Here is a 17,255-nt window from a genome sequence, read left to right as displayed (position 1 = left end):
CGACCGATAAGGCCCCGTATACTTGACAGTATTTTCTAATCCATGTTTACTACCTCCGGATTTACCGGCTCATATCGAACCTTAATCCTATGAAATTAAATCTCACGAAATCAAAGGCGCTTTACAAAGCCGCAGAGAAGCTCATGCCCGGAGGGGTGAACAGCCCCGTAAGGTCCTTTAACGCCGTCACGGGCTCGCCCGTGTTCGTCGCGAAGGCAAAAGGGGCGTACATATACGACGAGGACGGGAACAAGTACACCGATTATATGTCGTCGTGGGGTCCACTGATCCTGGGGCATGCCGACGCTGACGTCGTAAGGGCCGTGAAGAAGGCGGCCGAGCTCGGGACGAGCTACGGAGCGCCGTGCAGGAACGAGGTAGAGCTCGCAAAGCACGTGGTCAAGTCCGTGCCGTCCGTCGAGATGGTGAGGATGACGAGCTCGGGGACCGAGGCGACGATGAGCGCCGTCCGTCTCGCCAGGGCGTTTACGGGCCGGGATTACATAATCAAATTCGAAGGGTGTTATCACGGGCACGCCGATTATCTATTGGTGAAGGCAGGCTCTGGGGCGACTACGTTCGGAACGCCGAGCAGCCCTGGGGTGCCCAAGGCTTTTGCCGACAGGACTCTCCTCGCGACGTATAACGATCTGGCGTCGGTCGAGGAGCTTTTCGGGAATTATCCGGACAAGATAGCGGCCATAATTCTGGAGCCTGTAGCCGCCAACATGGGCGTCGTTCTCCCCGAGGAGGGGTTCCTCGAAGGGCTGAGGAGGATCGCTTCGGAGAACGGGGCGCTCCTTATATTCGACGAGGTTATAACCGGGTTCAGGATGAGCCACGGCGGCGCGCAGAAAGCGTTCGACGTGATCCCCGACATCACCTGCCTCGGGAAGATTATAGGCGGAGGGCTGCCCGTGGGGGCCTTTGGCGGGCGCCGCGACATAATGAATATGGTCGCGCCCTCGGGGCCGATGTACCAGGCCGGGACGCTGTCGGGCAACCCGCTCGCGATGGCAGCGGGGCTCGCGACGCTCCATAAGCTCGCCGGAAGAGGGAATTACCAGAGGCTCAGGGAGCTTACAGAAATGATGGTTGCGGGGATTGCCGAAATAATAGAAGAGCTCGGGGTCAGGGCCCGTATTAATTCCGTGGAATCGATGTTTACCGTCTTTTTCACGGACGAGGAGCCCAAGGATTACAGGTCGGTCCTTAAGTCCGATACGAAAATGTATTCGAAATTTTTTGAAAATTTGCTCAGGGCTGGTATTATGTTTCCGCCTTCTCAGTTCGAGGCTGTTTTTCTATCGCTGGCGCATACGGAGAAGGACGTCGACAGGACGCTCGATGCGGTGCGTAAGTCGCTGAGCGCGCTTTAGACTTTACACAGAGGAGAATGAACTCAGACGGGACAGGGCAAGTATAAATGGCTCATGTTTATCGTTATCGGGTTCGAGCTCGGCTTTTCGGTGATTGCCGGGATACTGCTCGGGCAGTACGTCGATAGATGGCTCGAAACCGATACCCCGTGGTTTACGATGCTCGGGCTTCTGGCCGGGGGTTTTGCGGGGTTCAATCTTCTCCTGAGGATGATAAAGAGAATTGACGACAGAAAGGACGGCCAGTCTGATTAATCTGCCGACGGTCGGGACAGTTGAGAAGGCCGGGCTGATCGTGACGGCTCTCCTCGTGGCCGTCAACTATTTAATAGGCTCGAAGGAGCTCGCCGTCGGAACCGCGGCGGGCGGTATTCTGTTCACCGCCAATTTCATGGCGATAAGGTTCCTCGTGAACGCCATAATAGGGAAGGCCTACACGACCGGGTTCGGCATTTTCGCGTTCGTTATAAAGATGGCGGTGTTCGTGGCGATAGTGGCCGCCATGTTCATATTCGCGAAGGTTGACCTGTTCGGCTTTTTCATAGGCGTTACGGGAGTTGTGATAGTTATAATCGGAGTAAGCTTGAAAGGGAGTAAAGATGGAACACTTTAGCTGGTTCACACTTATCGGGATGGATAAGTACGATTACGTCCTGGGCTCGATACTCGTGCTGATACTGCTCACGCTCGCGGGGCTCAGCATAAGAAGCTCACTCTCTAAAAAGGACGCAGTACTCCCCGAGGAGAAGTTTTCCATAAGGACGATATTCGAGATTCTTACGCTCGATTTCCTGTTCGACCTATTTGCCAACATGCTCGGATCGAAGAAGCAGGCGAAGAGATATTTCCCCCTTCTCGGTGCTTCCTTCTTTTTCATACTTTTCGCTAACCTTCTTGGGATCATTCCCGGGTTTTTACCGCCGACCGGTAATTTCAACGTGCCGGTGGCGTGCGCACTCGTCATATTCGTTATGTACAACTATTACGGGCTTAAGGAAAACGGCTGGGCGTATCTGAAACACTTCGCGGGGCCCGTTCTTTTCCTCGCGCCGCTCATGTTCCTCATCGAGGTAATAAGCCATTTCGTCCGTCCGATCTCGCTGTCGCTCAGGCTTTTCATGAACATAACTGGCGACCACATGGTGCTCGGAATCTTTACCAACCTCGTGCACTACATTATCCCCGCGCTCTTCGTAGGGCTCGGGATTTTCGTATCGTTCCTTCAGGCGTTTATTTTTACGGTGCTCTCGGCGATCTACATATCGCTCGCGACATCGCACGAAACGGATATTGAATAAGAGTTCAGTAGAAAAAAACCAAACAAGACCTACTCTACCAGGAGGTAAACAATGAAGAAGGCGCTATCGATTCTGTCGATATTCGGAGTAGCGGTGCTCGCCGCGCTCGTTCCTGACGCCGCTTTTGCGCAGGAAGGCACCGGCGGAGAGCTCACGAAGCTCGGACTCGCTCTCGGTGCGGGGTTGGGTATAGCAATTGCAGCCGGTGCTGCAGGCCTGGGTCAGGGAAGGGCGACGGCAGCCGCTCTCAGCGGTATTGCCAGGAATCCGGGAGCCAGCTCCAAGATTCTTACGCCGATGATTATCGGTCTCGCTCTTATCGAGTCCCTCGTTATCTATGCTCTTCTCATAGCATTTCTGCTCCAGGGAAAAATCTAAATACGTCTGCGGGGAGCCCTTTCACGGCTCCCCGCCCACGTACGGGATGGGGCGCTTTACGGGGTTTGCCATAACTTCGGAACGGTATTACCATACTGTTATGAAAGGCGCACTGTTTTCAATTCTTCTGCTGGCCCTGCTCGCCGGATGCGGCGGAGCGTCGGGTATTATCCAAAAGGACGAGCAGGAGTCCCTTACCAAATCGACCGACCTCTATTACAAGCTGATAATGTGGAAGTACTACGAGAAGGCCGCGCAGTTCGTGGACCCGGAGAAGTACGCCGAATACGAGGCGTTCGTATCGGCCAACGAGAAGGACCTCAACATTACGGGCTACGAGGTAAAGGAGATCACCTACGTCGTGGACGAGGTGCCCGGCCCCGGGGGCGAGAAACCGGATGCAGACAGCGAGAAGGCCGAGGCTGAGGTCAGGGTCGTATTCACTTACTACAAATACCCCTCTGTCTCCGAAAAGAGCGTCACGTCCGTGGATACGTGGGTGACTAAGGGAAAGAAGTGGTATATATCGTCCCCGGGTTTCGGCGGGGTGTTTAATTAGGCACTGCTTTGGATGTGAAGCTCTTCCACGTATTAATGAATCCTCATTGTTTGTCATTCCCGAGTGCTTTAATCGGGAATCCATTCTTTTAATCCGTCATCCTGGCTGTCCGGCGTAGCCTTCTTGTCGGACGAAGCTTTCTTGTCCGACGTAGCTTCAGCGAAGTCGGAAGCGGAGTCCGAAGTGAAGGCGGAATCCTAATTCAGGATATGAAGATTCAATCGAAAAAACAAAGGCAAAGGATTTCTACTTTTGGCTGACCAAAAGTAGCACACACGAATTGTGATTTACGACGTAGGATGTTCCGAGACTATAACCACGTGAAGCACGTCTGATGATAATGGCAACGACGCTGCTACTTCGAATGTCAGCGGACACAGTCCGCCGGGCCGGGGACACGTAGTGTCTTCTTCGGCATAGCGGAGGAGGTGCCAAGGCCACCCGTAGCGCGTCAGACGGTAATAGCAAGACTGCTGCTACTTCGGAATCCTGCACGCGTGGCGTGCAAAATCATCGTTCCTTCGCTAAATCCTCCACCGGCCTACAGCCCCAAGTCGGATTTTTAACGCTCATCCACCCGATGTCTTCGGCGGGGCAAGTCTGGTGATTAAATGGAACAGACGACCGGGCGATGCTATGGATTTCCAAGTCAGCTACGTCGAATTCCAGCACGCGAGGCGTGCGCGAATTTTAACGGCCCGGGAATGTATTGCTTCGCTGCTTATGCAGCTTGCAATTTTATGTGTTCGTAGACAGGCCCGAAGTTCTGTAACAGGTCCGCGCGAAGCGGACATTGAATCTCGCCACTGCTATGTTGTAATCCTGCGCACCTGATGTGCTGCTAGAGGGGGTATTTATCGGTGACGAGGCTTTCGGCTTCGCCCGGGTCTTTTATCTCCCCCTCAAGCTGCGCCTCCTCGACGAGGCTCAGTATTTCCTTGAACACGGGGCCCGGTTTGTAGCCCATCCTGATGAGATCCTTTCCGGTGATTAGCGGGGCGGGTTTTATCTCCTCGTCGGCGAGCCTGAACTCTTCCAGCTTCTCCATGACGAAATCGTAGGCGTCGAGCATGCCGTGGCTCGCGAGGCAGTCGGCCCTGTGGAGCGCCATGTGCTCCTCGAAGTCGGGCAGGCGCACGAACTTCTTGAGCGTGCTCTTCCTCATGTGAAAGACGTCCTTGAACTTTAAGTGCTCGCGGATCAGATCGCAGATTGTGTCGATCTCTTTATTCGAGAACTTGAGCCTTCTGCATATGTCCCTCGACATCTCGGCCCCTAGCTTGTCGTGGCCGTTGAATCTTATCCTGTCGGTTTCGGTGAACGTGGGGGGCTTCGCTATGTCGTGAAGGAGCCCCGCCATAGCGAGTGTCGTCGAAACCTCGCCGTCCGCGTGCTCGTAGATCTTGTCGAGCACCATGCAGGTGTGGACGAAGACGTCACCTTCCGGATGGAATTCGGGCGGCTGCTCGACCCCGCGCATGGCCTCGGCCTCGGGGAGTATGTATTCGAGGAGACCGCTTTCGCTGAGGAGCATGAGCCCCGCACCGGGGTTCTTTTGCGAGACGATCTTTACGAGCTCGTCGCGTATCCTTTCCCCGCTCACCTGCGTGATTCCGTCGGCGAGGGCTCTCATCGCCTGAAACGTTTCGTCCTCGATTTCAAAGCCATACCGTGAGGCGAATCTAACAGCGCGCACGAGCCGGAGCTTGTCCTCCGTGAATCTCGCTTCGGGGGAGCCTATGGTGCGTACGACGCGGCGCTTAAGGTCTTCGAGCCCGCCGGTGTAATCTATCACCTCTCCCGTGAACGGGTCGTAGAGCATGCCGTTGATGGTGAAATCCCGCCTGAGGACGTCCTCCTCTTCGCTGGCGCTATACGACACGACATCGGGGTGGCGGCCGTCGGAGTAGCTCTCGTCCCTCCTGAAAGTGGCGACTTCGAACCTCATGCTGCCTACGATTACAAGCATGACGCCGAAGCTCGCGCCGACGGGAATCGTGTGCTCGAAGAGCTTCTCAACCTCGTCCGGGGTCGCGCTGGTGGTGATGTCGTACTCCCTGGGGGGGATGCCGAGCGTCATATCCCTTGCGCATCCGCCGACGAAGAACGCACGGTGCCCTGCCTCTCTCAGGCGCGAGAGGAGTATTTTTCCTGTCTCGTACAATTCACTTTCGAAGGGTTTTACCCCGCGGGTCATTTTCATCGTTTAAAACTGCCGTTTTTGTAGTATATTTTACACGCTGTCAGGGAAAGGTATCCTTTTAGATTACCCGAAGCGAATAATCATGAGCGAAAATACAATATCAGGGCTTTTAAAAAGCCGTGTTAAAGAATATGGAACCAAGCTTCTCTACCAGAGGAGAGACGGCTGGAGCTGGAAGCAGATTACCTGGCTCGATTTCGACAGGAAAGTGAAGAATATCGCATCGTTCCTGATGGATCTCGGCCTCGGGCCGGGGGACAGGGCCATAGTAACGTCCTCTAACCGGCTCGAAGCGATATCGGTCGAGATAGCCGTTATGCTCGTAGGAGGGGTGATAGTTCCGCTTGAGTTTAACGCCGCGCCCGAGACTGTAACGGCCGTCGCGAACGAGACGGGGGCAAAGTTCGTCTTCGTCGAACAGGGTGAGTCTCTCGGCGCGATTATCGATTCCGCCGGGCTTATGCCCGGGGTGGAGAGGATAATCGTCTTCCCGGACGCGCACATAAAGAACGAGAAGGTCCTCGATTTCAGGGCGGTGCTAAAGTTCGGGCTGATGAAGAGGAAGAAGCTCGAAGACGAGCTCGTGAAGGTGGCGGGCGGCGTCGGCTCCGGCGACCTCGCGGCCGTTTTTATCGGCGCTGGCGGGGCGGCTACGGAGTTTACGCAGGGCGCTATCCTGGGCGCTCTCGACTCGATATCCGGGAAGTATCACAAGCTCGGCATGGAGGACCAGTCGTTCTCCTACATGACGGCCGCAAGCCCGTTCTCGAAACTGATAAACTACCTTACGCTTTACAAGATCAGCCGCGCCGCAGTCGCGGATTCGAGGAAGGACTTTTACATGGATATCGTAGAGGTGATGCCGACGCTTCTTTACGAAACCGGGGCCGACCTCGAAGTGATTTCACGCGATCTCGTTTCGGGGAAGAACGGCGTTTCGCCCGCGAAGAAGCTCCGGCTCGAGCTCGGAAACAGGGTAAGTCATGTATTCACCGACCGTCTGCCGGAGGCGGAGACTAACCGCCTCTACCGCGAGGCGGGGGTCACGCTACACGAGATAACGGAGCTTTCCGGCAAGGCCGGCTAGTCGCTCGTTTCTTCGACCTTGCAGCGGGCCGTTCCCTTGTTAAATCCTATAAGCACTTCGTCGCCCTTTTCGAGCCGGGCGGAATCCTTGACCACGCTCTTTTCGGGGAGCTTGTAAGTGACGCTGTAGCCGCGGTCCAAAACCTTGAGCGGGCTAAGGGCGTCGAGCTTTCCGGCGAGCGCGCCGTGCTCGGCCGTTACGGCTTCGAGCCTGAGCCTGAGAAGCCCTACCATGTCCGACTGGAGCTGGTCGACTTCCCTTGCGTGGAGCTCGGCGCGGCCCTGGAGCGCGAGGGCGAGCTTCGCCTTTATCTCGTCTATCTCCTTCTGTATCTCGACCTTCTCCCTTACCGCGAGCTCGGCCGCGTTCGAAGGGGTAGCTGCGCGGACGTCGGCGACGAGGTCGGCTATCGTGACGTCTATCTCGTGCCCGATGGCCGAGATGAGGGGCACGGGGGATTTCGCTATCTCGCGCGCCAGGGCCTCGTCGTTAAATACCCAGAGATCTTCCTTCGAGCCGCCGCCGCGGGCGAGTATTATCACCTCTATTCCCGGGACGCCGTAGAGCTTCCGGAGGGCCGCGATTATCTCCCCCGCCGCCACGTCGCCCTGAACCCTCGCCGGGGAGATGACTACTTCGAGGTTGGGGAACCGCCTGTCGAGGACTTTGAGTATGTCCTTGAGGGCGGCCCCGGTCGGCGAGGTTACGACGCCTATTCTGAACGGAAGAAAGGGCAGGAGGCGCTTCCGGGCTTCGTCGAAGAGACCCTCGGCGAGGAGCTTTTCCTTGAGCTGTTCCAGCGCGAGGGCCTGCGCGCCGACGCCCCGGGGCTCGATGTCCCTGACGTTAATCTGGTACGCGCCCTGTTTCTCGTAAACGCCGATCTGCCCGGCGCAAATGACGTCCATGCCGTTTTCGGGAAGGAATTTAATTCGCTGATTCGACCATTTAAAGCAGACGGCGGATATCTGGCTGCCCTCGTCCTTCAGGGTGAAATACCAGTGGCCGCTCGCGTAGTTGTTCCTGAAATTCGAAACCTCGCCCGAGACCCAGACGTATTCGAAGCCGATCTCCTCTTCGATTACTTCCTTTATGCGTGAGGTGAGCTCGGAGACCGTGTATATCCTGGCCCGGAGAAGGTCCCTGAACGATATATGATCTTCCATCGGGAGAAGTATTTTGGATAGGCGGGGGATAGTCAAGCCGGCGGCCGTACGCGGCCGTACCGCATGCCGGTCAGTCGAGGAGGCCCGGGCTGGATACGGATATCTGCTCCAGGAGGAGCGGGTCGAGCTTCGCGCCGCGAAGTGTCGCCGCCTCTTCGAGCTGCGCGGCCGTGAGCCTGGAGCAGTCCCTGAGGTCGGCGTTCTCGAAAACGGCCTCCCTCAGGTTCGCGAGCTTGAACGCCCCGCCGCTCAGGTCGGCGCCGGAAAGATTCGCGCCTATCAGGTGCGCGCCCTCGAAGTTGGCCCCGGACATTTGTGCGCCGGCGAGGCTAGCACCTTCGAGGTTCGTTCCGTAGAGGTTGGCTCCCTTGAGGATGGCCCCGTCCATCGCGCAGCCCTTGCAGAAGGCGAGCTTCATGTTCGCCCCTTCGAGGTTAGCGCCGGCCAGGTCCACGCCGGAGAGGTTCGCCCACGAGAGGTCGGGCCCGACGCCGGGGTTTTCGGCCCGCCAGTTGTTCCATTCGGCGGTGCCGCTTTTCAGGATGTTAACGTGTTCCTGGTTCGCCATTTTGCCTGTCCCGTTTCGTTACTGGCCGAAGAATTTAAGCAGCGTGCGGACAATCGATATCGCGATAAGTATGAATATGAGCTTTCGCCAGAGCCCGCCCGTTTCGGGGACCTTCATGCCTATCGGCTCGCCGCAGTTTACGCACTTCGGTGTTTTCATGCCTATCTCGAAGCCGCAGTTGTTGCATTTTGTCGTCTGCATTTCACCTGGCTCTTTTGAGCGCGGGGGCGACGAGAGCGGGATGATGCCTCCCGACCTCGGCGGCCAGCATCGCGGTCACGTTCTTTATGTCCCACTGCGCCCCTTCGGACATCCTGAGGTTAATCAGGTGATAGAGCTCCCAGAGGCTGAAGCTGCCTACGACGCGCCTGTTGTGCGCATTGGTGACGGCGTAAACGGCGGACTCGGAGAGGCCCTCGCCGACGAGCCTGCCGTAGACGCCCTCGCTCGCCCCGGCCGCCTCGTGGAGGAGCGCCGTAACGCCCGCACCCTCTACGTTCGGCGGGACGGTAATGCCGTGTGAAACGGCAGGGTCCTGGAAGAACCAGTCGGTCTTCCTGTGCCGGAGAAGCTGGTGCCAGCAGGCCTCGCTAATAACGAATTCGGCGGTGTAGCCGACGAGCCTGAGTGCGGCCACGGGGTTATCGTACTTGCCGAGCTTCTCGACGGATTTTCTGAAAATCTCCGCCTTGTCGGCAGGGCCCATGCGCGAGAGCTCTTCGCCTACGGCCTCCCAGGACTCGCCGGAGCTCTCGTAAATAAGCGCGCCGACGATCTTTCCGAGTGCCGCGTCCTCGGCGTCGGGGGTTCCCTTGCCCGTCCAGTCTATAAGCGTCACGGGGCGCGGGCTGGCTGCGTTCGAGCCCGCCCCGTTCGCGCGGGTGGCCGTTATCTGCGACAGGGCTTCCCTCGCCGCGGCGATGTACTCGTTCTCGTTCGCGTATTTTACGAGCGTCGGGACGGAGAACCTGACTTCGTCTTTTATCTCCTGCGCCCTCGTGCGCACTTCCTCGAACTTGCTGGAGAGGAGCTTCGTCAGCGAGTCTTCCATCGCGCGGGCGTTGCCCGTCATGCCGAGGTTCGTGAACGTGGCGAGCGTGAGGGCGTAGCGGGCGTCCTCGAACGCGACCTTTTCGAGCGCGCGGAAGTGCGCCTTTTCTTCTACGCCTTCCGGGACGGGCTGCGTGTCCTTGAGGTATACGAAGAGCTCGTCGTTCATCTTCGCGTAGGTGTTGTAGAGGTCGTTGTTGAGCGCCGTGAATTCTTCCTTCAGCGCCGGGCGGGAGTCGAGCTCCTTCGGGATGAAGAAGTCGCCCTTCTTCGGCTTTTGATAGCGCTGGGAATATTCCGTGAATGAAAGGTATTCGTTCGAGAGCTCCAAAAGCGACGAGAAGTGACGCGATACCCTTTCGACGCCGACGTGTACCGCCGCGTGCTCCGCCACGGACGAGTGCCCGTAGTTGAGCACCCACTTTTCGTGGAACTGGGCGGCCCTTTCGCGGCCGAGCTGCTCTTCCTGTATGACGACGCCGATGTTGTCGCGGAAGCTCTTCGCGCTCCGGCTGACGTAGGCGAATATGACGGCAATTACCTCTTCGGGGATGTTGCTTACGGTGTATATGTCCCTGTCGGTGTTGGATACGTATTTTTTAACTTCGGCGTTCAAAGGACTTCCTCGGTCATTTATTCTCCCCGGGGATCAAGGCGGCGCCGCCGCGCATGAAAGGGGAGTCGGAGAAATCTAGTATACACGTCAGGTGATTGTAATGCTTTCTTTCATCTTCTTAAGGATGTAATTTAGCACCTGTCCCGGCCTGCCCGATATGACGGCGTCCACGTATTCGTCGGCGGGGGTTTCCTTCTCGCCTATTATCACGACCTTCGCCTTGTTCTCCCTCGCGAGAAAGGGATAGGACGCTATGGGCTCGTTGTCGAGGTTCGCGCCTACGATCAGGAAAAGGTCCGCCGTGTGGAGCCTTATCCACGCCTCCCTCGCCTCCCAGTGGGGAGGGGGCTGGCCGGGAAACGAGATCATGGGCTTCATCTGGTCGCTGCCGCATTCCCTGCACGAGGGGACGTCGGCCCCTTTTTCGAGGAGGTCTATTATTTCGCCCAAGGCGTAGTCCTTACCGCAGCCGGTGCACGTGACCCAGAGGATGCTGCTGTTAAGCTCGATGACCGCCGAGCTCCCGGCCTTGTGGTGAAGGCCGTCCGTCGTCTGCGTGAAGATGCAGTCGAGACTGGTTATCATTTCGAGCTCGGCGAGGGCCTTGTGCGAAGGGCCGGGCTCCGTCGAGGAAAGGAGAGGGTAGGCGTCCCGTATCTTCTTCCAGTATTCCGCCCTTACCGCCCTGTCTTCGCGGAAATCCCTGGCGGGCGGGTTCATCGCAGGGTCCGCAAAATCGGGCAATCCGCACTCGGCCGAGAGCTCGGGCCCCGTGAGAACGACTATCTTGCGGGCCCTGGTTATCCATTCCGCGACCTTTGCCGCGACATCGGTAGCCATGTGAAGGATTATACTATTTCAGGGTGAGTGAAGTCAACGAAGGGGGCCAGCGCCGCCGATGCCGGATTCAGCATTTCGGCGGCATGCCGGTATAATAAATTATCAGCCTAACGCATGGGAGACGAGAGCAGATGAGCAATAAGCCTGCCCGGATTACGGAGTTCAGCGACAAGGTGCTTTCAATCGTCTGGGACGACGGGCACGAGAGCCTCTATATATACGAGGACCTCCGGCAGGCCTGTCCGTGCGCCACGTGCCGCCAGGAGAGGAAGGCGAGCAAGAACGGGAGGCTGCGTTTCAAGAAGACCATCCCGCTGCGTACGAAGCCGGACGGTATCAAACCTATGAGCGTCGAGTCCATCGGGCAGTACGCGCTCAAGTTTCACTGGAACGACAAGCACGACACGGGCATTTACAGCTTCGAGTTCCTCCGTGACATTTGCAGCTGCGAGGCGTGCGCCGGCTCGCGCGAAAGCTGAACTTTCCTATTCGATCTCGAAAACTACGTTTACGGTCGCGTTAATCGTGAGGTCGCCGGGCTCTATCGGGGTGGGCGGCGCGGCCGCCTCTTTGGCCATGGCGAAGTCCCTGTACACCGGCGCCGGGTAGTCGTACGAAGGCGAGAGCTGGAGTATGCGGGTTATCTTCACCCCCGCGGCGTCGGCGAGCACCCGGGCCGTCGCCTGCGCGTCCTTTACGGCTTCGGCGAGGGCCTTCTTCCTGAGCTCGGCGCTCTTCGTGGTGTCGAACCTGAGGCCCTGGATGTTGTTGAGCCCGGCCTCGGCCGTAGAGTCGATTATAGCGCCTATCTGCTTAAGGTCGTGCACCTCGACGACGATCTGGTTACTGGCCTTGTAGCCCTTGAATTCGGACTTGTTCGTCTGGTTGTTGTATTCGTGTATCGGCGTAAGGTTGTAGCCGGCCGTGGATACCTTGTCGTTCTCGCCGAGCTTCGCCTTAATCGCCTCCATGACGCTGTTCGTCTTTTCGGCGTTATCCTTCACAGCCTGTGAAGCGCTCTTTGCCGTGGTTTCGACGGCGAGGTTAAGGTAGGCGACGTCGGGTGCGGCGCTCGTCTCGCCCTTGCCGTTGACCGTAAGCGTTCTCTTGTCGTACTGCACGTTCTGTGCGCGGGACGGAAAGCTCACCGCGAGTGCCAGAACGACCGTTGAAAGTAAAAGCGCGGTTTTCGAAATCATGTCTCACCTCGTCTGTCTTTTTTTACTCCGGCGCGTACCGGAATAATTATACTCCATACGTACGATCCGGACGGCGAAAAGATTCCGGCGGTCACTCCGGCCTTGTAAGTCTTTAAATCCATTGTAAAATCAAATATAATAGGTGTTTATAGACGTTTAAAGCCGCCCGCGACGGCAGCCACAATGTGAAGATTACGTAACCCATGATCGAGAAGAAGTTAGGATATAAATTCAGGGACGAGGGGATACTCAAAACGGCTCTGACCCACAGCTCTTTCGCCAACGAAACTTCGGTCGAGAGTAACGAGCGGCTCGAATTCCTGGGCGACGCCGTGCTCGGCTTTATCGTTGCGCGCGTTCTGTACGACCTGTTTCCCGAAGCGGCCGAGGGGAGGCTCTCGAAGATGAGGAGCGCCATAGTGAGCCGCATGAATTTCGCCCATTTCGCAAAAGAGCTCAAGATAGACAAGCAGATACTCCTCGGAAAAGGGGAAGAGATAACCGGCGGGAGAAAGAGGCAGTCGAATCTCGCGGGGGCTTTCGAGGCCGTCATCGGGGCCGTGTACATCGACGGGGGGTACAGGAAGGTATACACCATCGTATCCCGTCTTTTGAAAGACTGTCTTAACGGCAAGGAAGAGATCTTCAAGGACTATAAGACGAAGCTCCAGGAAACCGCCCAGAGGCAGTTCAAGAAGGTCCCGAAGTACAAGGTCGTTTTAGAAGAAGGGCCGCCCCACGACAAGTGCTTTCACGTGGAGGTCAAGCTCGGCAGAAGGGCCATAGGAAAGGGCGTGGGGAGTAACAAGAAGCAGGCCGAGCAGGCCGCCGCGAAAGAAGGGCTCGAAGAGATCGAGCGCGGCGTGAAAAATTCCTGAGCTGTTCCCGTCAGTCGTCTTCCTGGACGTTAAGCCCGAGCTCGTCTATTTTCTTGGATAGCGTGTTTCTGTTTATGCCCAGTACCTGGGCTGCCTTTTTCTTGTTGCCCCTGGTGACCTGGAGTATGGATTGTATGAGCGGCTTTTCTATCTTCTTAAGTATTATCTCGTAGACCGAGCCCTCGGCGTCCCCCGGGCCGAGAAGGTATTTCACTTCGCTGGAAATTATCTCGGAGAGGTTTTCGTCCTCCTGCCTTCCGCTGTCTTCCATGTGAGGGGCGGCGACGAGAAGCGTCTCTTTCGTTATGACAGTGTCGGACGTGAGTATGAGGAGCCGTTTTATCATGTTCTCGAGCTCGCGCACGTTGCCGGGCCAGTTGTAGCTCTTTGCCATCTCCTTCGCTTCGTCCGAAAGCGTCCTCGTGGCGACCTTGAGCTCTTTCGAGTATTTTGCGAGGAAGTGCTCGATGAGCGGGATGACGTCTTCGAGCCTTTTCCGGAGGGGCGGGATTTTAATCGTTATCGCGTTTAGGCGGTAGAAGAGGTCTTCCCTGAACCTCCCCTCGGCGACTTCCTTTTCGAGCTCTTTGTTCGTCGAGGCGATTATTCTCACGTCTACGGGCGTCGGCCTCTCGCTCCCGAGGCGGTAGAACTTCCTCTCTTCGAGTATCCGGAGGAGCTTCGTCTGGAGCTCGGCGGGCATGTCGCCGATTTCGTCCAGGTGAAGCGTCCCCCTGTGCGCTTCTTCGAAGCGGCCCTGCTTCGAAAGCGCAGCCCCGGTGAACGCGCCTTTCTCGTATCCGAAGAGCTCGCTTTCGAGAAGGTCCTTCGGTATGGCCGCGATGTTTACGGAGACGAGCTTTTCGTCGCGCCGCGTGCTGTTGGAATGTATGGCCTTCGTGACGAGCTCCTTTCCCGTGCCGCTCTCGCCGATGATGAGGACGGTGATGTCTCTTTCGGCCACCCTACCTATCATCTTGTATATGTTGAGCATGGCCTGGGACTTGCCGACTATGTCGTGAAGGGAGTCCGTTTCGCCGGCCTCCTGCTTTAAGAATTCGAGCTTCTTCGCGTTCTCGTAGCTTTCGATGGCGCGCTGGACCGTTATCCTGACCTCGTCGAGGTCGAAGGGCTTTGCCAGGTAGTCGTATGCCCCCTGCTTCATGGCGTCTATGGCGTTCTTGACCGTGTTCTGCGCCGTTATGATGATAACGGGCGGGTCGATGTGCCTTTGCCTGAGCTCGTTAAGGACGTCGAAACCCGTCATGCCGGGCATGGTTATGTCAAGGATGATGGAGGAGAAGGCCCCGGAGGACGCCGACTCTATGGCCTGTGCGCCGTTTTCGGCGTACCGGACCTCGAAGCCCGCCTTCTCGAGGCATTTGCCCAGCACCCATCTTATGCTTTCTTCGTCGTCCGCTACGAGTATCTTCTTTTTCATTATGCCGAGTTCCGATCATGGCAACCGGCGAGCCGTCGCATACTTAATCATAACCGCAATCCGCCGGAATTTGCATCAGTTTCCGGAAATCGGAAGAAAGACCTTGAACGCCGCGCCTTCGCCCGGCTGGCTGTCCACTATTATTGCGCCGCCGTGCTTGGCGATAATCTGGTAGGCGAGAAAAAGGCCGAGGCCCGAGCCTTCTTTCTTCGTCGTGTAGAACGGGCTGAATATCTTTTCGGCGATGTGCTTTTCGATGCCCGCGCCGCTGTCCCTGATTTCGACGGACATCGTTTTCTGGCCCTTCAGATGCTCGGTCATCCACTTGGTGGAAATGTCTATGCGGCCCCTTTCCCCCACGGCCTCGTATGCGTTTTTAATGAGGTTGAGGAAGACCTGCTTCAGGGAGTTCCTGTCGCCCTGTATCGGCGGGAGGGTGACGTCGTAGTTCTGGCGTATCTCGACGCCTTCGCGCGATTTCGGCATGGATTCGAGGTATATGATTTCCATGAGGAGCTCGTGTATGTCCACCGGGACGAATATGTCCTTGGCGAAGGGCTCGAGCTGTTTCAGGGTGTCGAGGAGCTCCTTCAGCCTGTCGGCTTCCCTTATGATGAGCTCGGCGCATTTCATGGTTTCCCTGTTGTCGCTGTCCTCGGCTATGAGCTGCGCCGCCCCCCTTATGCCGCTCAGCGGATTCTTGAGCTCGTGGGCGAGGCCGAGGATGAGGTGCTCGAACTTGAAGGCGGATATTTCCTGCGTGTTCTTGCTGCTGAGGAATTTGCTTCCCGAAAGGTCCTTTATCTGGAGTATGACGCCCTTTAACTCGCCGCTGAGGGCGAAGAGGGGCGTGGCCACCGGCTGGATAGCGATTCTTTCACCGCCCCGGAGGGCCGGGTTTATCTCGTCGCCGAATATCGTGCGGGATTCCTCCATCGCCATGAGGGCCACTTCTTCCAGCTCCTTCGGCATGAAGGTGCTGGAGTGTTTGCCGTACGCCTTTTCCCTCGATATGCGGAACGTGCCTTCGGCGTAGTCGTTCATTTCGAGGACTGTGAAGCTTTTATCCACTATGACTATCGACTCGGGCAGCGTGTCGAATATCTCTTTGTGGCTGGTCTTCTTTCTCATGTATGCGCTATCCCCTCGCCGGCGCCCGTATTCCGTCCCGAATTCGTTTTCGGCCGACCTGCCCGGCCGGCCCGGCGGGCTGCCGGCCTTTGCCACGGCGTCTTGCCAGGGGCTTTGCGCGATGAGGAGCGGCTAGAGGTCTTCGATGCGGAGGAACATCGTCCCCGGCCTTATGCTCGACAGCCGTCCTATCTGCCTTAGCGCCTTGAGGAGGTCCTTTTCCCTGGCTTCGTGCGTCATTATGACGACGGGAACGTCGCCGCCGCCGTGGTGTCTTCCCTTTTGTATGACCGATTCGATGCTTATGCCGTTCGAGCCGAGCCCGCCGGTAATCTTCCCCAGGACCCCGGGCCTGTCCTCGGCCTGGAACCTGATGTAGTACTTGTTCACCGTGTCGCTCATTTTTATGAGCGGGAGCGAGCTCTTTTCGGCGTAGAACCTGGGCGGGGACAGGTGCTCGTTGCCGAGGGAGAGGTGCTTTCCGATCTGGAGGACGTCGCTCACTACGGCGCTGGCCGTCGGCATCATGCCCGCGCCCTTGCCGTAGAGCATTGCGGGGCCGAGCGCGTCGCCGACGATGTAGATGGCGTTAAATGCCCCGGATACGTCGGCGAGCTGTGTGCCTTTCTTCACGAGCGCCGGGTATACGCCGGCCTCGAGCCCCTCGCCGCTCGCCTTGGCTATGGCCAGGAGCTTTATCTTGTATCCGAGCTCGTCGGCGAAGGATATATCGACCGGGGTGATGTTCCTTATGCCCTCGACGTGTATTTTGCCGAAGTCGATGAACCTTCCGAAGGCGAGCATTATGAGTATCGAGAGCTTGTGCGCGGCGTCTATGCCGTCTACGTCGAAGGACGGGTCGGCCTCGGCGTAGCCCTCTTTCTGCGCTTCCGCGAGGACGGCTTCGAATTCGGAGCCCTCGTCGGTCATCCTCGAAAGTATGTAGTTCGAAGTGCCGTTTATTATGCCGTGTATGGAGAGTATGTTGTTCGCGGCGAAGCTTTCGAGGGTGGACTTTATTATCGGGATGCCGCCGCCGACGCTGGCCTCGAAGCCTACCTCGACGCCGTTTTCGGCGGCCGCGGCGAATATCTCCTTGCCGTGGTGGGCGAGGAGGGCCTTGTTGGCCGTGACTACGTGCTTTTTATTCCGGAGTGCGGCGAGGACGAGGTCTTTGGCGATTGTCGTTCCGCCTATGAGCTCGATGATTATGTCGATAGAGGGATCGTTTATAAGCTCCCCGGCGTCGCGGGTTATTTTGCCCCTGGGTATCCTGACCGGCCTTTTCCTGTCGGGGTCGATGTCGGCTATTTTCCTGAGGTCGGGAGTTATGCCAGTCCTCTTTTCTATTATCTCTTTATTCTGTTCGAGGATCTTTATAACACCGCAGCCCACTGTACCTGCGCCTATCAGGCCGACATTTACCACGCTCATGAAACAGCCTCCTTGTTTTATCCCGGGT

At 57.3% G+C, this 17,255-nt stretch carries 19 protein-coding genes; 9 read left to right on the top strand and 10 right to left on the bottom strand.

Annotated elements, in window-relative coordinates:
- Window positions 1–89 precede the first annotated feature (89 nt).
- The 6 genes from hemL (at window position 90) to PKC29_08235 (ending at window position 3,614) form a co-directional block, all read left to right on the top strand.
- A complete protein-coding gene (gene hemL, locus PKC29_08260) occupies window positions 90–1,379 on the top strand; it encodes a glutamate-1-semialdehyde 2,1-aminomutase (protein HML95403.1) in 1,290 nt (429 codons plus the stop codon).
- Window positions 1,380–1,433: 54 nt separating this feature from the next.
- Window positions 1,434–1,634 (top strand): AtpZ/AtpI family protein, encoded by a 201-nt coding sequence (locus PKC29_08255; GenBank protein ID HML95402.1) that lies wholly within the window; start codon window positions 1,434–1,436, stop codon window positions 1,632–1,634.
- Window positions 1,603–1,992 (top strand): hypothetical protein, encoded by a 390-nt coding sequence (locus PKC29_08250; protein HML95401.1) that lies wholly within the window; start codon window positions 1,603–1,605, stop codon window positions 1,990–1,992. Before PKC29_08255 ends, PKC29_08250 begins: the two co-directional genes overlap by 32 nt.
- A complete protein-coding gene (gene atpB, locus PKC29_08245) occupies window positions 1,979–2,677 on the top strand; it encodes a F0F1 ATP synthase subunit A (GenBank protein HML95400.1) in 699 nt (232 codons plus the stop codon). The genes PKC29_08250 and atpB overlap by 14 nt, the downstream gene beginning before the upstream one ends.
- Window positions 2,678–2,728: 51 nt before the next feature.
- Complete coding sequence (locus PKC29_08240; protein ID HML95399.1) at window positions 2,729–3,055, top strand: ATP synthase F0 subunit C; 327 nt, start codon at window positions 2,729–2,731, stop codon at window positions 3,053–3,055.
- Window positions 3,056–3,155: 100 nt separating this feature from the next.
- On the top strand, window positions 3,156–3,614 hold the full coding sequence (locus PKC29_08235) for a hypothetical protein (protein ID HML95398.1): 459 nt from the start codon (window positions 3,156–3,158) through the stop codon (window positions 3,612–3,614).
- Between the two features lie 841 nt (window positions 3,615–4,455).
- Here the strand turns inward: PKC29_08235 and PKC29_08230 are convergent.
- The gene (locus tag PKC29_08230; protein ID HML95397.1) at window positions 4,456–5,817 is read right to left on the bottom strand and encodes a CCA tRNA nucleotidyltransferase; all 1,362 of its coding nucleotides are present in this window, start codon (window positions 5,815–5,817) and stop codon (window positions 4,456–4,458) included.
- An 82-nt stretch (window positions 5,818–5,899) separates the two neighbouring features.
- Between PKC29_08230 and PKC29_08225 the strand changes: the two genes are divergently transcribed.
- Window positions 5,900–6,904, top strand: coding sequence for an AMP-binding protein (locus tag PKC29_08225; protein HML95396.1), 1,005 nt, complete (start codon window positions 5,900–5,902; stop codon window positions 6,902–6,904).
- Here PKC29_08225 and xseA read toward each other — a convergent pair.
- From xseA to PKC29_08200, 5 genes are all read right to left on the bottom strand, one after another.
- Window positions 6,901–8,070, bottom strand: a complete 1,170-nt coding sequence (gene xseA, locus PKC29_08220) for an exodeoxyribonuclease VII large subunit (protein HML95395.1) — start codon at window positions 8,068–8,070, stop codon at window positions 6,901–6,903. The two genes, PKC29_08225 and xseA, sit on opposite strands and share 4 nt — an antisense overlap.
- 70 nt (window positions 8,071–8,140) lie before the next feature.
- On the bottom strand, window positions 8,141–8,638 hold the full coding sequence (locus PKC29_08215; protein HML95394.1) for a pentapeptide repeat-containing protein: 498 nt from the start codon (window positions 8,636–8,638) through the stop codon (window positions 8,141–8,143).
- Between the two features lie 18 nt (window positions 8,639–8,656).
- A complete protein-coding gene (locus tag PKC29_08210; GenBank protein ID HML95393.1) occupies window positions 8,657–8,839 on the bottom strand; it encodes a hypothetical protein in 183 nt (60 codons plus the stop codon).
- Between the two features lies 1 nt (window position 8,840).
- Window positions 8,841–10,304: an FAD-dependent thymidylate synthase gene (locus PKC29_08205; protein HML95392.1), complete on the bottom strand. Its 1,464-nt coding sequence runs from the start codon at window positions 10,302–10,304 to the stop codon at window positions 8,841–8,843.
- A gap of 87 nt (window positions 10,305–10,391) precedes the next feature.
- Window positions 10,392–11,144 (bottom strand): NAD-dependent deacetylase, encoded by a 753-nt coding sequence (locus PKC29_08200; protein ID HML95391.1) that lies wholly within the window; start codon window positions 11,142–11,144, stop codon window positions 10,392–10,394.
- Window positions 11,145–11,275: 131 nt separating this feature from the next.
- On the opposite strand from PKC29_08200, the gene PKC29_08195 reads away from it, so the two are divergent.
- Window positions 11,276–11,623 carry a DUF971 domain-containing protein gene (locus PKC29_08195; protein ID HML95390.1) on the top strand — a complete coding sequence of 116 codons (348 nt, stop codon included), beginning with the start codon at window positions 11,276–11,278 and terminating at the stop codon, window positions 11,621–11,623.
- Window positions 11,624–11,629: 6 nt separating this feature from the next.
- Here PKC29_08195 and PKC29_08190 read toward each other — a convergent pair whose 3' ends face one another.
- Window positions 11,630–12,343: an SIMPL domain-containing protein gene (locus PKC29_08190; GenBank protein HML95389.1), complete on the bottom strand. Its 714-nt coding sequence runs from the start codon at window positions 12,341–12,343 to the stop codon at window positions 11,630–11,632.
- Window positions 12,344–12,546: 203 nt separating this feature from the next.
- On the opposite strand from PKC29_08190, the gene rnc reads away from it, so the two are divergent.
- On the top strand, window positions 12,547–13,221 hold the full coding sequence (rnc, locus tag PKC29_08185) for a ribonuclease III (GenBank protein HML95388.1): 675 nt from the start codon (window positions 12,547–12,549) through the stop codon (window positions 13,219–13,221).
- A gap of 10 nt (window positions 13,222–13,231) precedes the next feature.
- Here the strand turns inward: rnc and PKC29_08180 are convergent, their stop codons facing one another.
- From PKC29_08180 to PKC29_08170, 3 genes are all read right to left on the bottom strand, one after another.
- Window positions 13,232–14,662, bottom strand: a complete 1,431-nt coding sequence (locus PKC29_08180) for a sigma-54 dependent transcriptional regulator (GenBank protein HML95387.1) — start codon at window positions 14,660–14,662, stop codon at window positions 13,232–13,234.
- Window positions 14,663–14,737: 75 nt separating this feature from the next.
- Entirely contained in the window at window positions 14,738–15,793 is a 1,056-nt protein-coding gene (locus PKC29_08175) for an ATP-binding protein (protein ID HML95386.1), read from the bottom strand.
- A gap of 132 nt (window positions 15,794–15,925) precedes the next feature.
- Entirely contained in the window at window positions 15,926–17,227 is a 1,302-nt protein-coding gene (locus PKC29_08170) for a homoserine dehydrogenase (protein HML95385.1), read from the bottom strand.
- Window positions 17,228–17,255 lie beyond the last annotated feature (28 nt).

The sequence above is a fragment of the Thermodesulfobacteriota bacterium genome, assembly GCA_035325995.1.
GTDB lineage: Bacteria > Desulfobacterota_D > UBA1144 > Nemesobacterales > UBA2774 > JADLGH01.
Note: the sequence above shows the minus strand (reverse complement) of the source record. Positions and strands in the feature narration are given on the sequence as shown.

Coding starts and splice junctions, on each gene's coding strand:
- PKC29_08225 (HML95396.1), top strand. CDS start 5,900: ATGAGCGAAAATACAATATCAGGGCTTTTAAAAAGCCGTGTTAAAGAA.
- PKC29_08215 (HML95394.1), bottom strand. CDS start 8,638: ATGGCGAACCAGGAACACGTTAACATCCTGAAAAGCGGCACCGCCGAA.
- PKC29_08170 (HML95385.1), bottom strand. CDS start 17,227: ATGAGCGTGGTAAATGTCGGCCTGATAGGCGCAGGTACAGTGGGCTGC.
- PKC29_08200 (HML95391.1), bottom strand. CDS start 11,144: ATGGCTACCGATGTCGCGGCAAAGGTCGCGGAATGGATAACCAGGGCC.
- atpB (HML95400.1), top strand. CDS start 1,979: ATGGAACACTTTAGCTGGTTCACACTTATCGGGATGGATAAGTACGAT.
- hemL (HML95403.1), top strand. CDS start 90: ATGAAATTAAATCTCACGAAATCAAAGGCGCTTTACAAAGCCGCAGAG.
- rnc (HML95388.1), top strand. CDS start 12,547: ATGATCGAGAAGAAGTTAGGATATAAATTCAGGGACGAGGGGATACTC.
- PKC29_08240 (HML95399.1), top strand. CDS start 2,729: ATGAAGAAGGCGCTATCGATTCTGTCGATATTCGGAGTAGCGGTGCTC.
- PKC29_08175 (HML95386.1), bottom strand. CDS start 15,793: ATGAGAAAGAAGACCAGCCACAAAGAGATATTCGACACGCTGCCCGAG.
- PKC29_08180 (HML95387.1), bottom strand. CDS start 14,662: ATGAAAAAGAAGATACTCGTAGCGGACGACGAAGAAAGCATAAGATGG.
- PKC29_08195 (HML95390.1), top strand. CDS start 11,276: ATGAGCAATAAGCCTGCCCGGATTACGGAGTTCAGCGACAAGGTGCTT.
- PKC29_08230 (HML95397.1), bottom strand. CDS start 5,817: ATGAAAATGACCCGCGGGGTAAAACCCTTCGAAAGTGAATTGTACGAG.
- PKC29_08235 (HML95398.1), top strand. CDS start 3,156: ATGAAAGGCGCACTGTTTTCAATTCTTCTGCTGGCCCTGCTCGCCGGA.
- xseA (HML95395.1), bottom strand. CDS start 8,070: ATGGAAGATCATATATCGTTCAGGGACCTTCTCCGGGCCAGGATATAC.
- PKC29_08190 (HML95389.1), bottom strand. CDS start 12,343: ATGATTTCGAAAACCGCGCTTTTACTTTCAACGGTCGTTCTGGCACTC.
- PKC29_08210 (HML95393.1), bottom strand. CDS start 8,839: ATGCAGACGACAAAATGCAACAACTGCGGCTTCGAGATAGGCATGAAA.
- PKC29_08255 (HML95402.1), top strand. CDS start 1,434: ATGTTTATCGTTATCGGGTTCGAGCTCGGCTTTTCGGTGATTGCCGGG.